Raw genomic sequence first — 12,653 nt, 5'->3', positions numbered from 1 at the left:
CCACGGAGGCGGCCCGGGTCGAAACTCGGAGCCGCCTCCAGTGTTTTTCTCGCCGAATCGCTTTCGCGACCGGAAATCAGCGCAGGATCTGACGTGACATCACGACGCGCTGGATCTGGTTGGTGCCCTCGTAGATCTGGGTGATCTTGGCGTCGCGCATCATGCGCTCCACCGGGAAGTCGGTGGTGTAGCCCGCGCCGCCGAAGAGCTGGACGGCGTTGGTGGTGACCTCCATGGCCACATCCGAGGCGAAGCACTTGGCCGCGGCGGAGATGAAGCCCAGGTTCTTCTCGCCACGCTCGGCGCGGGCGGCCGAGGTGTAGACCATGAGGCGGGCGGCCTCGATCTTCATGGCCATGTCGGCCAGCATGAACTCGGTGTTCTGGAACGACGCGATGGTCTTGCCGAACTGCTTGCGGTCCTTGGTGTAGGCGATCGCCGCGTCCAGGGCGCCCTGCGCGATACCGACGGCCTGCGCGCCGATGGTCGGGCGGGTGTGGTCCAGGGTCTGCAGCGCGGTCTTGAAACCGGTGCCGGGCTCGCCGACCATGCGGTCGCCGGGGACCTTGCAGTTCTCGAAGTACAGCTCGGCGGTCGGGGAACCCTTGATGCCCAGCTTGTGCTCCAGCGGGCCGACCACGAAGCCCTCGTCGTCCTTGTGGACCATGAACGAGGAGATGCCGTTGGCGCCCTTCTCGGCGTCGGTGACGGCCATGACGGTGTACCAATCGGACTTGCCGCCGTTGGTGATCCAGCACTTGGAGCCGTTGATGATCCAGCTGTCGCCGTCGGCCTTGGCGCGGGTGCGCATGGAGGCGGCGTCGGAGCCGGCCTCACGCTCGGACAGCGCGTAGGAGGCCATCTTGCCCGCGACGATGTCGGCGAGGACCTTGGTCTTGAGCTCCTCGGAACCGTTGAGGATCAGGCCCATGGTGCCGAGCTTGTTGACGGCCGGGATGAGCGAGGAGGAACCGCAGACGCGGGCCACTTCCTCGATCACGATGCAGGTGGCGACGGAGTCCGCGCCCTGGCCGCCGTACGCCTCGGGCACGTGCACGGCGTTGAAGCCGGCCGCGTTGAGGGCGGTCAGCGCCTCCTCGGGGAAGCGGGCGTTGCCGTCCACATCCTTCGCGTAGGGGGCGATCTCCTTCTCGGACAGGCCGCGGATGGCCGCGCGCAGCTCGTTGTGGAAGTCCTCGAGCTGGAACAAGTTGAAATCGGGGTTGCCCGCCATGGGGAGTCTCCTGGTCGTTGTGCGGCACTCAGTGCCAGTCGAAGGCAACTATACGCCGCAATATCGCGGCCACGTGCGGGTACTTGCTCACACCTCCATGGCACGCAGTGTCATTTGCGCCACCCTGGACAGTTCACAGCCTATCGAGGCGACTGGCCAGCAGGTCGGCGACCTGCCGGGGCGAGAGATCACGAGGGAACACCGCCACCACCATCTCGTCCGAGGCCGCGGCGGCCTCGCGATCCCCGCGCGGAATCGCCGCCAACGCCGCCCGCAGATCCGCCGGGCTCGCCGCCGACTCCCCCCGCACCATGCGCCGCAGCAGATAGTTGTGGGTGGCGGTCACCGCGGCCGTGAACTGCACCAATGCCAGATCCGCGGTGCCGCGCAAGCGCCCGCGCAGGAAATCGGTGAACAACCGCTCGTACCGGAAGACCGTCACGATCTCGCGCTCGCGCAGGGTCTGAACCTGCCGCACCACCTGATAGCGCCGCGCCGCGATCTCCCGCCACTGCGTGAACCGCTCGAACACCTCCACCACGGCCTCGCACACGGCATCCCACGGATCCCCCTGCGCCGCTTCGAGAAACGCCCGCGCCTGCGCCAGCTGCGACTCGTGATCGGCGAACACCACATCCTCCTTCGACCGGAACTGCCGGAAGAAGGTGCGCCGCGAAATCCCCGCCGCCTCCGCGATCTCATCGACCGTCGTTGCCTCGTAACCCTTTTCGGCGAACAACCGCAACGCCTGATCCACCACGGTCAGACGGCGCTCGGTCGAATCCACGTCGGCGCGCGGCCGCGCGGGCTGGTCACTGGGCATCCGACAACGGTAGCGACCCGGACCGCGGCTGCATCACCGCATCGCCGCAGCGGTCCGCCCGCACGGCTCCGCGGCGACGCGGAGCCGTACGGGCGGCACGGTGTCAGTAGGTCTGAGTGTTCATTCGCGCGCAGTTGCCGTTCTGGTACCAGCTCACGCAAACCCAGCGGGTTTGCCAGCGATAGGTCCAGTGGGCGCATTGGCCGTTGCTGGTGTAGTAGCGATCGCAGGTGTAGTAACCGTCGTGATTCGGTGCCCCCGGAGACGCGGCCGATGCCGCGGCGACCGACGGCACAGCCAACGCCGCAGCGATGGCCACCGTGCCGATGATCCGTTGGAATTTGCGACTGTTGTTACGGGAAATCATGTTGTCCTCCCCTTCGGTTTCCCTACCGAAGACGCTAGGAGGACGACCGCGCGAGATCCATCGAATTCCGGACTCGACCGCGCCAAATCTGCTGATAACCAGCCCTTTTCGGTTTTCCGGACCGGACAGCGGATCAGCCCGGTCACGGTGGGCTAGCCCAGGAGTTTGTTGCGGAGGGCTTCGTCCTTTTCGAGGACCATCTGCTCGAGGCTGGCCTGGAAACGTTCCATGCGGGAAAGGAGTTCGGGGTCGGCGGAGGCGAGGATGCGGACGGCCAGCAGGCCCGCGTTGCGGGCGCCGCCGATGGAGACGGTGGCGACCGGGACGCCGGCGGGCATCTGGACGATGGAGAGCAGGGAGTCCATGCCGTCGAGATACTTCAGGGGGACGGGGACGCCGATCACCGGCAGCGGGGTGGCCGAGGCGACCATGCCGGGGAGGTGGGCGGCGCCGCCCGCGCCCGCGATGATGACCTTGATGCCGCGGTCGGCGGCGTTCTTGGCGTAGTCGAGCATGCGCTGCGGGGTGCGGTGGGCGGAGACCACGCCGACCTCGAAGCGAATGCCGAACTCGGCCAGGGCTTCCGCGGCCGCCTCCATGGTGGGCCAGTCGGAGTCCGAGCCCATGATGAGGCCGACCTGGGCAGTGTCAGTCATGGTGGTGATCCCATCCGTCGGTCCAAATGGCGTGCGACATCCAATGTGCCGCGCGCTCGGCCTTTTCCCGGGTCTCGACGGCGTCGTCGCCGAGGATATTGATGTGGCCGATCTTGCGGTCGGGGCGCTCGCCCTTGCCGTACAGGTGCACTTTGGCGTCGGGGATCCGGGCCGAAAGGTGATGCAGGCGTTCGTCCATGGACATCTCGGGGGCCTCAGGTGCGCCCAGGATATTGGCCATGACGGTGACGGGGGCCAGCGGTTTGGTGCTGCCCAACGGGTAATCCAGGACGGCCCGCAGATGCTGTTCGAACTGGCCGGTGCACGCACCGTCCATGCCCCAGTGGCCGGAGTTGTGCGGGCGCATGGCGAGTTCGTTGACCAGCAGATCGCCGGAGTGGGTTTCGAAGAGCTCCACGGCCATCGCGCCGGTGACACCGAGTTCGGCGGCCAGTCGCAGCGCCAGCGCTTCGGCCTCGGTGGCCTTGTCGGCGCTCAGGTCCTGGGCGGGCGCGATGACGATCGCGCACTGGCCGTTGCGCTGCACGGTCTCCACCACCGGCCAGGCCGCGGCCTGACCGAACGGGGACCGCGCCACCATGGCCGACAGCTCACGCTTCAGGTCCACCTTGGTCTCGGCCATCAGCGAGACACCGTGCGCCAGCTGGTCTTCGATGATCGGGGCGGCCTCGGCGGCATCCGCGGGCATCCAGACGCCACGGCCGTCGTACCCGCCGCGCACCGCCTTGAGCACGAACGGCCAGCCGTTCTCCTGGGCGAAGTTCACCGCATCCTCGACCGAGTTCACCTCGGCGTAGGCCGGGATCGGTACGCCCAGCTCGGCGAGCTTGCGGCGCATGCGCAGCTTGTCCTGGGCGTAGATGAGGGCCTGCGGCGGCGGCTGCACGTTCACCCCCTCGGCGATGAGCGCCTCGAGGTGTGCGGTCGGCACATGCTCGTGATCGAAGGTCAGGGCGTGCGACCCGACCGCGGCCTTGCGCAGCGCTGCCAGATCATCGTGACTGCCCAGCACCACCTCGGGCGTCACCTGGGCGGCGGGATCGTCGGGGTGCTCGGCGAGCACGCGCAACCGCTGACCGAGCGCGATGGCCGCCTGATGGGTCATACGCGCAAGCTGGCCACCGCCGATCATGGTGACGGTCGGCATCGCGGCGGAATCGAAGGAACGGGCGCTCACGCTGGACAATGTTGTCATGGCACCCGGTGGTCACCGACCGGCGGGTCGCATGACAGGTATCCACCGGGTGCGCAACCGCACATTGCCCCCATTTGTACCGGGGGTACACGGCCCGGAACGGAGACGTAGACTCGCACCGTGTCTTTTGTCGACGAAGTGGTCAATCGCCTGCCCGCTCCCCTGCGGGCCCTCGCGGACCGCCATTACGAACTGCTGAAGTTCGCGATCGTCGGTGCGACCACGTTCGTCATCGACCTGGGCATTTTCTACATCCTGAAATTCACGATCATGGACACCAAGCCGACCGTGGCCCGCATCATGTCGGGCACCATCGCGGTCATCGTGTCCTACATCCTCAACCGCGAATGGACCTTCGACAAGCGCGGCGGCCGCGAGAAGCACCACGAAGCGCTGCTGTTCTTCCTGGTCAGCGGAATCGGTGTCGGCCTGGCCGCGCTGCCGCTGTGGGTCTCGAGCTACGTGTTCGACCTGCGCACGCCCAATGTGAGTTTCACCGTCGAGAACATCGCCGACTTCGTCAGTGCCTTCATCATCGGCAATCTGCTGCAAATGGCATTCCGTTTCTACGCCATGAAGAAGTGGGTCTTTCCGGACGAAATGCAGGAACTGCAGGACGAATTCGAGGATATGGTCACCGAGAACGAAGAGCAGCTCGGTCACAGCTGAGGGTGATCCGCAGGCGGACACCGCCTTCCGGGCTTTCCTCGATGGTCGCGGCGCCACCGTGTAGGCGGGCCTGCTGGGCGACCAACGCCAGTCCCAGACCGCTGCCGGGGGTACTGCTCGCGCGGTAGAAGCGCTCGAAGACGCGCTCCCGCTCGGCATTCGGAATGCCGTCGCCATTGTCGTCGATCGTCAGGACGACCTGATCACCCACGCTCCGCGTCGCGATCTCGATGCGATCCGCGTGACCGTGCCGCACCGCATTGGTGATCGCGTTCTCCACCACCGACCGCAATCCCGCCGCCAGGCCCCGCACCCGCACCGGCTCGCCTTCCTCCGCGATCATCGTCACACCCGGATGCGTCCGGCGGGCATCGTCCACCACCTGATCGATGAGCTGACCCAGATCCAGGTCCTCCCAATCGGATTCGGTGGTCAAATCCCCGACCGCCAGCCGTTCCAGCGCGTACAGCGTGGATTCCAGCGCACTCTGGGTGGTGAGGATCTCATCGACGATCTCGGCCCGCTCGGCCTCCGACAGCGGCATCGACCGCAACACCTGCAGATCGGTCCGCATGGCGGTCAATGGGGTGCGCAGCTCGTGTGCGGCGGTGGCCGCGAAATCCCGTGCGGTGACCAGGGCTTCGTCGGTATGTCTGCGCTCGGTGGCGATCCGCCCGAGCATGGTGTTCATGGCCTCGGCCAGGTCGGTCGTCTCACTCGCCACCGGGTGCTGCGGCGGCTCCAGGGTGAGGCTCTCCCCCAGGCCGGCAGTCGCCGCGGTCAGGCGCCGCAACGGCACCACCGCACGATGCGCGAAGAACCAGCCGAGCACGGCCGCCAGCGCCACCGCCACGAGCCCGATCCCCAAGATCCGAAGCCGCTGCTGCGTAGCCGAATCCGAGACGACCTCGCTGGGCACGGTCACCGCGACCGGGTCGCCGTTCAACACCACTGTGCGCGTGTACCCGAGCTCCGTGCTGTCCGGGTCCAGCTTCCTGATGATCACTCCCGGCGACGGTGCCGCCGGCGATTCCACCGGGTCCGCCGGAGCGATCACCGCCGGTGCGGGCAGGGCCGGTGTGGCCGGATGCGCGCCACCGGGGACGGGCTGCGCGGGCGCGGCCGGAGCCCCGGTGGCCGGGGTCAGCGCGATCGCGCTGATCACCCGGCCCGCCTGGCTCGCCGCATCGTTCGACGCGGTGGCAAACAACGCCACCGACATGGCCGCGACCACGACCGCCGCCGTCGCCGCGCTGGCCAACGCGACCCGCGCACGCAGAGAGATCGGCCGTCGCGGCAGTCGGAACCGCTTCACTCACACACTCCTGTGTCCGTCATGGCTCGGTGCTGTCGGTTCATGGCTCGAGGCGCAGCACGAATCCGACGCCGCGGACGGTGTGCACCATGCGCGGCGTGCCGGATTCCTCCAGCTTGCGGCGCAGGTAGGAGACGAATACGTCCACCACCTTCGTCTGCGTCTCGAAGTCGTAGCCCCACACCCGGTCCAGCAACTGCGCGCGCGAGAAGACCTGTCCGGGCGCGGAAGCGAGCGCGGCGAGCAGGTCGAATTCGCGTTTAGTGAGGTCGAGGGGCGTGCCGTCGACGAAGGCGCGGCGCGCGCCCGGCTGGACGAGCAGCGGGCCCACGGTGATGCGATCGTCGTCGACATGGGCGGGCGCGGGGGCACGGCGCAGCATGGCACGCAGGCGCGCGACCAGTTCGCCCAGATCGAAGGGTTTGGTCAGGTAGTCGTCGGCACCGGCCTCGAGGGCGTCGATGCGATCGGTGACCTCGGAGCGGGCGCTCAGCACGCAGATCGGGATGTCGTTGCCCAGCGATCGCAGCGCGGTGACCACCTGCACGCCATCCAGATTCGGCATGTTCAGATCCAGCACCATGGCCTGCGGGGCGTCCGCACCGATATGGCGGAGCGCGGCGGCCCCGTCCGCCGCGGTCTCGACCTCGAAACCCGACATCCGGAGCCCCCGCGCCACCGAGGTCAGCACCCTGACATCGTCGTCCACAATCAGAATCCGGGGACCCGTCACGAGATCAGACGATACTGACGCGACCTGAGGACGACGCTCAGCGAGACGGGTCCAGGATGATCGTGTGAGACGGGTCCCCGTAGCCGCCGCGATCGTCCTGAATGATGACGTGCTGGCCGGGCTGGGCGGGCTGCAACGGGGTCGCGGGGATCGCGTTGCCGGGCAGGCCGGGCTGTGCGGGCACCACGGTCACGTTCCCCTGGTCGTCACGGGTCACCAGCACGCCCGGGTCCTGGGCGACCGCCGGGCCGGAGCTACCGGTATCCGCCAGGGATGCAATCGAATCGGGGGCGGCGGCATTCGCGACCGCCGGGATGGCCAGCACGCCCAGCGCGGCCGACCCGACGAAGCCCGCGGCGACGACGCGGCGGACAGTGAACTTCGGCATTAGATCTCCTATTTTCGGTTCCGGTTGACGAGACCCGAAGGTAGAAAGCGAGTTCTCAGCGGGTTCTAACGAACGGTTAGAGAATCGATAGAAGATCAGCGCGGCTCGGTGCCGACCGCGATCGGGCGGGACGCGACGCCCGAGGAACCGAGGAAGACAGCGAACAGGGCAGGGCGGCGGCGCTGCAATTCCAGACGGCCGCCGTCGGCCTCGATGAGGGCGCGGGCCAAGGCCAGGCCGACGCCGGTGGAGCCCGCCGCCGAGAAGCCGCGGTCGAAGATGTGTGGTGCCAACTCATCTCGCACGCCGTCGCCTTCGTCGGCGACTTCCACCACGACCAGCGGTTCACGGTCGTCCATCCGCCCCGCGACCGTGCGCACCGACACCGTGCAGGTGCCGCCGCCGTGCATGAGCGCATTGTCGACCAGCACCGCCAGGGCCTCGCGCAGGCGCGAACCCGTCACGGGCGCTTTGAGTGTCGGGTCGCCGAGCAGCACCAGTTTGCGGCCCGCCTCGGCGAAGGGATGCCGCCATTCCGCGACGACACTGCGCAATTCGGCGACCACCGGGACCGGGTCGCGTTCGGCCGCGCCCTCGTCGCGGGACGCGCGGACCAGTTCGTCGATGGCATCGGTGAGCCGATCCACCTGTGCCATGGCCTCTTCCGCCTCGTGCACCACCTCCGGATCGGAGTGCGTGGACAACTCGTCGAGGCGCAGACGGACCGCCGTGAGACGACTGCGCAGCTGGTGGGAGACGTCCGCGACCAGTGCGTGCTCACGCTGCAGGCGACCGGCGATTTCCACCGTGGCCGAATCCAAAACGTCGGAGACGCGGTCCAATTCGGTAATGCCGTGGCGGCGCGGATCGGCCCGGAAGTCACCCATGGCCAGCCGGGCCGCGCGCGCGGCCACATCCCGCAGCGGGTCGGCCACCCGGCGCGCGGTCACCACCGCCACCGCGATGCCCGCGCCCAGCGAGATGAGCACCAGGCCCAGCACCGCGCCCAGCGCCTGCCGCTGCATGGAATGCATTGGCGCGGAGGGCACTTCCAGTCGCAGCGAACCGTCGGTGCCCATCGACAACGACTCCGAGAGCGGATCGGCGACGCTCTCCATACCCATGTCGATGCGCTTGTTCTGCTCCGTCGGCGTCGGATAGATGATGGTCAGCTTGCCGTTGACCGGGATCAGCAGGCGCACCGCCTTGGTGTCCAGGTCGCCGTGCACCACGCCGTCCTTCTCCTGCCGCGTCACCTCCTCGGAGATGCCGTTGAGCCGGTTGCGCAGTTCGTTGCGGTTGATGTCCTCAACCCACTGCCAGGCCGTGAAGGCCAGCGGCACACCGAGAATCAAGGTGGTGAGGGTCAAGGCGGCCACCATGGACAGCAGGATCCTGCGTCTCATCGTCGAGATGCCTCGCTTCGCCGAGCCTTCGGGGTCGGGGGTTTGACGCGCACGGAAAAGCACAACAGATCGGTTCAAGCGCTGAGCTAGTCGGTATTGAGGCGGAAGCCTACGCCGCGGACCGTCACGATGCGGCGCTCCGCCACCGGACCCTCGTCGCCGATTTTCCGGCGCAGCCACGACATGTGCATATCCAGCGTCTTGGAGCCGCGCAGGTCGGCATCGCCCCACACCTCCCGCAGGATGGTCTCGCGCGAGACCACCTGCCCGGCCCGGTCGATGAGCACCTTCAGCAGTTCGTACTCCTTGTTGGCCAGGTTGACCTCGACACCGTTGACCAGCACCCGGCGCGCCGCCGGCTCCAGCCGGATGCCGCCCACCTCGACGGCCTCGTCGCCGATTCCGCTGCGGCGCAACAGCGCCCGCACGCGGGCCAGCAGTTCGGCGAGCCGGAAGGGCTTGCCCACATAGTCGTCGGCGCCCGCGTCCAGACCCACCACGAAGTCCACCTCGTCGGTGCGCGCGGTCAGCATGAGCACGGCCAGATCCGCGCCGCGGGCCCGCACCTGACGGCACACCTCCAGGCCGTCCATGCCGGGTAGCCCGAGATCGAGGATGAGTAGATCGTGACCACCCTCCAAGGCCCGCTCCAGCACGGCGGGGCCGTAGCTCTCCACGGTCACCGAATAGCCCTCACGGCCCAGGGCGCGCGACAACGGCGCGGCAATAGCCTCGTCGTCTTCGGCCAGCAGTACTGCGGTCACGGAACAAGACTACGGGTAGGCACCGGCGGAACCGTAGAAGCCGCCGCCGTTCGGATTGTTCTGCACCACATCGAAGACCTGGTGGTACAGCAAAGCGTGCACCGCCTGCACATGCGGGATGTCGTCGTACTCCAGCGGATCCTCCGACGACGAGCCGATGATCAGCGTCCCGGTACCCAGCATGCGGTCGAAAATGCCATAGCGGAACTGCACATTCGAGATCCGGTTCATCGGAATGTCGATACCGGTATGGGTGAGCACACCGTGCCGGATCAGTACCCGGCGGTCGGTCACGATGAAATGCGTCGACTTCCAGCGGATCAGCGGAGCGGCACTGCGCCACAGCACGATCCCCAGCCACAGCGCCAGAATGCCGAGCAGCAAACCGGTCTGGAGGGTGCCCTCGGTATTGCGTGCGCTGACGCCCGCACCGAATCCGGCCAATGCGGTGATCAGGATGAAAGTCACAGCGGGCCAGAACAACATCTTCCAATGCGGATGACGGTGCAGCAACAACACCTCATCAGGCGCCAGTGCTTCTTCCGGGTATCCCATGCCCCAAACCCTATCGCGCGTATGTGTCGGAACGCCTCACACGCGACTGCGGCAGGGGGCACAATCGTGCGGTTGCCGATCGCGTATCGGCGGTCGCGAGTCGACCTATTTCGAGTTGTACCAAGCCAAGACGCAGGACCATTCAGGCTCTACCCGTGTGCATGACACAGGAGGCGTGTGTGACCCGAGAGTTGACGCAGTACCAGATTCTCCGCGAGCTCGAACCGGTGGCCGAGGCCAACCTGAACCGGCACTTGTCCATGGCCAAGGAATGGCACCCGCACGATTACGTGCCGTGGGACCAGGGCCGGAATTTCGCGGCTATGGGCGGCGAGGACTGGGACCCCTCGCAGTCGAAGCTGACCGAGGTCGCGAAGATCGCCATGGTCACCAATCTGCTCACCGAGGACAATCTGCCCTCCTATCACCGGGAGATCGCGGAGAACTTCTCCCAGGACGGCGCGTGGGGCACCTGGGTGGGGCGGTGGACGGCCGAGGAGAATCGGCACGGCATCGTGATTCGCGATTACCTCGTGGTGACCCGGGGCGTGGATCCGGTGGCGCTGGAACAGGCGCGCATGATCCATATGACCAATGGCGTGCAGTCCCCGGCCGATTGGGGCGGCTTTCTGGAGAATGTCGCCTATGTGACGTTCCAAGAATTGGCCACCCGCGTCTCGCACCGCAATACCGGCCGGGTCTGCGATGACCCCATCGCCGACCGCATGCTGCAGCGCATCGCCGCCGACGAGAACCTGCACATGATCTTCTACCGCACCCTGTGCAGCGCCGGTTTGGACCTGGCCCCCGACCAGGCCATCGAGGCCATCACCAAGGTGCTCACCCACTTCGTGATGCCCGGCCACGGCATGCCCAACTTCCGGCGCAACGGCGTCATGATGGCCAAGCACGGCATCTACGACCTGCGCCAGCACCTGGAGGAAGTGGTCGCGCCGGTGCTCAAGAATTGGAATATCTTCGAGCGCAACGATTTCGGGCCGCGCGGCGAGAAAGCACGCGAGGAATTGTCCCGGTACATGGACCAGCTCGCCGAGGACGTCGCCAAGTTCGAAGAACAGCGCGACCGCATGCTCGCCCGCGAAGCCGCCCGGCGCGAATTGCAAACGGTCTGAAATACCAGGCGAGTTGTGTGCGTCTGAAACAAAATCGGTTCGCTATCGTGGTCCCCCAGAGCGACGAGAGGAAATCCGTTGGGGGATGGCTATCTGGGCCGTTACCGCCTCGACGAACTGCTCGGCAGCGGCGGCTCGTCGGAGGTGTGGCGGGCGCACGACACCGTGGCCGACCGGACCGTCGCGCTCAAGGTGCTCGCGCCCGTGCTCACCACCGACCCCGAATACCGGCGGCGCTTCGAACGGGAGGCCCGGGCCGCCGCCCTGCTGCACGGGCCGCACATCATGGCGGTCCACGCCCACGGTGAACTCGAGGGACGGCTGTTCATCGATTCGGAGTTCGTCGACGGCCTCGATGTCGAGGCCATGCTCGAATGGGAGGGCCCGATGGCCCCCGCCGCGGCCGTCGACCTCATCACCCAGATCGCCGGTGCGCTCGACGAGGCGCACACCGCCGGGCTCATCCACCGGGACGTCAAGCCGCAGAACATCATCGTCGCCCCCGACGACGTCGCCTACCTGATCGACTTCGGCACCGCCCAGCAGGACGGCCAGAGCGCCATCACCCAGGCCGGGATGCTCGTCGGCACGCCCGCCTACATGGCTCCCGAACGCTTCGAGGGCACCGCGACGCCGCGCTCCGACATCTACGCGCTGGCCTGCGTGCTGTTCGAATGCCTCACCGGGCAAAGGCCGTTCGCCATGCGCAATCCGGCCCAGCTCATGCGCGCCCACCTGGAACGCACACCCCCGGCCGCGTCCAGCCTGGTCGCGACCGTCCCCGCGGCTCTGGACCGGGTCATCGCCCGCGGACTGGCCAAGGATCCGGCCGAACGCCATTCCAGCGCAGGCGAATTCGCGGCGGATGCCCGTGCGGCCCTCACGATCCGCGACACCGACGCCACCGTTGTCATCCCCGCGCCGAACGGTTACCGACCGACCGTCACCGCGCCGGACGCGAACACCGTCAGGCTGCCCAGGCCCGGCGATCCGGACGAACCGGTCGTAGGGAAGCCGTGGACGCGCCGAGGTGTCATCACCACGGCGAGTCTCGCGGGCGCGGCCATCGTGGTCGCGCTGCTGGCGGCCTGGCTCACCGGGTACGCCGCCGAACCCTCCCCCGGACACGCGGACAGCCCGGTCGCTCCCAGCGCGAATATCACTGTCCCGGAATCGATTCCACCGACCATCCCGGCGACGCCCGCACCCGAGCCCAGCACCGTCGACGCGCCCGCCACACCCGACCCACCATCGTGGACGGAACCGGCCGAGCCGGTGGGACCGCCCCAGCCGGGTCCGGGCAAGCATCCCAAAAACCCCAAGAACCCCGGTGGGCCGAACAACGAACGCCACGGCGAGCGTCCGGGGCGGCCCCGGGGCGACAACTGACCGGT

14 protein-coding genes are annotated in these 12,653 nt (G+C 67.5%); 3 read left to right on the top strand and 11 right to left on the bottom strand.

Translation table 11 applies throughout. The annotated features are described in order from the left end of the window. Nucleotides 1–76 precede the first annotated feature (76 nt). From ACYVN4_RS43565 to ACYVN4_RS43545, 5 genes are all read right to left on the bottom strand, one after another. The gene (locus ACYVN4_RS43565) at nt 77–1,234 is read right to left on the bottom strand and encodes an acyl-CoA dehydrogenase family protein (RefSeq protein ID WP_460729883.1); all 1,158 of its coding nucleotides are present in this window, start codon (nt 1,232–1,234) and stop codon (nt 77–79) included. A gap of 133 nt (nt 1,235–1,367) precedes the next feature. After that, the gene (locus tag ACYVN4_RS43560) at nt 1,368–2,057 is read right to left on the bottom strand and encodes a TetR family transcriptional regulator (protein WP_460729881.1); all 690 of its coding nucleotides are present in this window, start codon (nt 2,055–2,057) and stop codon (nt 1,368–1,370) included. Between the two features lie 103 nt (nt 2,058–2,160). Then, the gene (locus ACYVN4_RS43555) at nt 2,161–2,424 is read right to left on the bottom strand and encodes a hypothetical protein (RefSeq protein WP_460729879.1); all 264 of its coding nucleotides are present in this window, start codon (nt 2,422–2,424) and stop codon (nt 2,161–2,163) included. A 152-nt stretch (nt 2,425–2,576) separates the two neighbouring features. Next, nucleotides 2,577–3,080: a 5-(carboxyamino)imidazole ribonucleotide mutase gene (gene purE / locus ACYVN4_RS43550; protein WP_460729877.1), complete on the bottom strand. Its 504-nt coding sequence runs from the start codon at nt 3,078–3,080 to the stop codon at nt 2,577–2,579. Further along, nucleotides 3,073–4,296 carry a 5-(carboxyamino)imidazole ribonucleotide synthase gene (locus ACYVN4_RS43545; protein ID WP_460729875.1) on the bottom strand — a complete coding sequence of 408 codons (1,224 nt, stop codon included), beginning with the start codon at nt 4,294–4,296 and terminating at the stop codon, nt 3,073–3,075. The genes purE and ACYVN4_RS43545 overlap by 8 nt, the downstream gene beginning before the upstream one ends. 120 nt (nt 4,297–4,416) lie before the next feature. Here ACYVN4_RS43545 and ACYVN4_RS43540 point away from each other — a divergent pair, with 120 nt between their 5' ends. After that, nucleotides 4,417–4,965 (top strand): GtrA family protein, encoded by a 549-nt coding sequence (locus ACYVN4_RS43540; RefSeq protein WP_460729873.1) that lies wholly within the window; start codon nt 4,417–4,419, stop codon nt 4,963–4,965. Here the strand turns inward: ACYVN4_RS43540 and ACYVN4_RS43535 are convergent. From ACYVN4_RS43535 to ACYVN4_RS43510, 6 genes are all read right to left on the bottom strand, one after another. Then, nucleotides 4,931–6,280 (bottom strand): sensor histidine kinase, encoded by a 1,350-nt coding sequence (locus ACYVN4_RS43535; RefSeq protein ID WP_460729871.1) that lies wholly within the window; start codon nt 6,278–6,280, stop codon nt 4,931–4,933. The two genes, ACYVN4_RS43540 and ACYVN4_RS43535, sit on opposite strands and share 35 nt — an antisense overlap. A 40-nt stretch (nt 6,281–6,320) precedes the next feature. Further along, nucleotides 6,321–7,013, bottom strand: a complete 693-nt coding sequence (locus ACYVN4_RS43530; protein ID WP_460729869.1) for a response regulator transcription factor — start codon at nt 7,011–7,013, stop codon at nt 6,321–6,323. 37 nt (nt 7,014–7,050) lie between these two features. Then, entirely contained in the window at nt 7,051–7,401 is a 351-nt protein-coding gene (locus tag ACYVN4_RS43525; RefSeq protein WP_460729867.1) for a hypothetical protein, read from the bottom strand. A gap of 95 nt (nt 7,402–7,496) precedes the next feature. After that, a complete protein-coding gene (locus ACYVN4_RS43520; RefSeq protein WP_460729865.1) occupies nt 7,497–8,807 on the bottom strand; it encodes a sensor histidine kinase in 1,311 nt (436 codons plus the stop codon). Between the two features lie 86 nt (nt 8,808–8,893). Then, nucleotides 8,894–9,571, bottom strand: coding sequence for a response regulator transcription factor (locus ACYVN4_RS43515; protein WP_328289599.1), 678 nt, complete (start codon nt 9,569–9,571; stop codon nt 8,894–8,896). Nucleotides 9,572–9,580: 9 nt separating this feature from the next. Then, nucleotides 9,581–10,126: a PH domain-containing protein gene (locus tag ACYVN4_RS43510; RefSeq protein WP_460729862.1), complete on the bottom strand. Its 546-nt coding sequence runs from the start codon at nt 10,124–10,126 to the stop codon at nt 9,581–9,583. Between the two features lie 179 nt (nt 10,127–10,305). Between ACYVN4_RS43510 and ACYVN4_RS43505 the strand changes: the two genes are divergently transcribed. Together ACYVN4_RS43505 and ACYVN4_RS43500 are read left to right on the top strand one after the other, a co-directional pair. Next, the gene (locus ACYVN4_RS43505; RefSeq protein WP_460729860.1) at nt 10,306–11,259 is read left to right on the top strand and encodes an acyl-ACP desaturase; all 954 of its coding nucleotides are present in this window, start codon (nt 10,306–10,308) and stop codon (nt 11,257–11,259) included. A 78-nt stretch (nt 11,260–11,337) separates the two neighbouring features. After that, nucleotides 11,338–12,648 (top strand): serine/threonine-protein kinase, encoded by a 1,311-nt coding sequence (locus ACYVN4_RS43500; protein ID WP_460729858.1) that lies wholly within the window; start codon nt 11,338–11,340, stop codon nt 12,646–12,648. Nucleotides 12,649–12,653 lie beyond the last annotated feature (5 nt).

This window comes from Nocardia heshunensis, assembly GCF_054782115.1.
The sequence above is the reverse complement of the archived record's forward strand: the minus strand, read 5'-3'. Positions and strand labels throughout refer to the sequence as shown.

Excerpts from the sequence above, each read along its gene's own strand:
- ACYVN4_RS43545 (WP_460729875.1), bottom strand. The coding sequence starts at position 4,296 with ATGACAACATTGTCCAGCGTGAGCGCCCGTTCCTTCGATTCCGCCGCG.
- ACYVN4_RS43510 (WP_460729862.1), bottom strand. The coding sequence starts at position 10,126 with ATGGGATACCCGGAAGAAGCACTGGCGCCTGATGAGGTGTTGTTGCTG.
- purE (WP_460729877.1), bottom strand. The coding sequence starts at position 3,080 with ATGACTGACACTGCCCAGGTCGGCCTCATCATGGGCTCGGACTCCGAC.
- ACYVN4_RS43555 (WP_460729879.1), bottom strand. The coding sequence starts at position 2,424 with ATGATTTCCCGTAACAACAGTCGCAAATTCCAACGGATCATCGGCACG.
- ACYVN4_RS43525 (WP_460729867.1), bottom strand. The coding sequence starts at position 7,401 with ATGCCGAAGTTCACTGTCCGCCGCGTCGTCGCCGCGGGCTTCGTCGGG.
- ACYVN4_RS43565 (WP_460729883.1), bottom strand. The coding sequence starts at position 1,234 with ATGGCGGGCAACCCCGATTTCAACTTGTTCCAGCTCGAGGACTTCCAC.
- ACYVN4_RS43560 (WP_460729881.1), bottom strand. The coding sequence starts at position 2,057 with ATGCCCAGTGACCAGCCCGCGCGGCCGCGCGCCGACGTGGATTCGACC.
- ACYVN4_RS43520 (WP_460729865.1), bottom strand. The coding sequence starts at position 8,807 with ATGAGACGCAGGATCCTGCTGTCCATGGTGGCCGCCTTGACCCTCACC.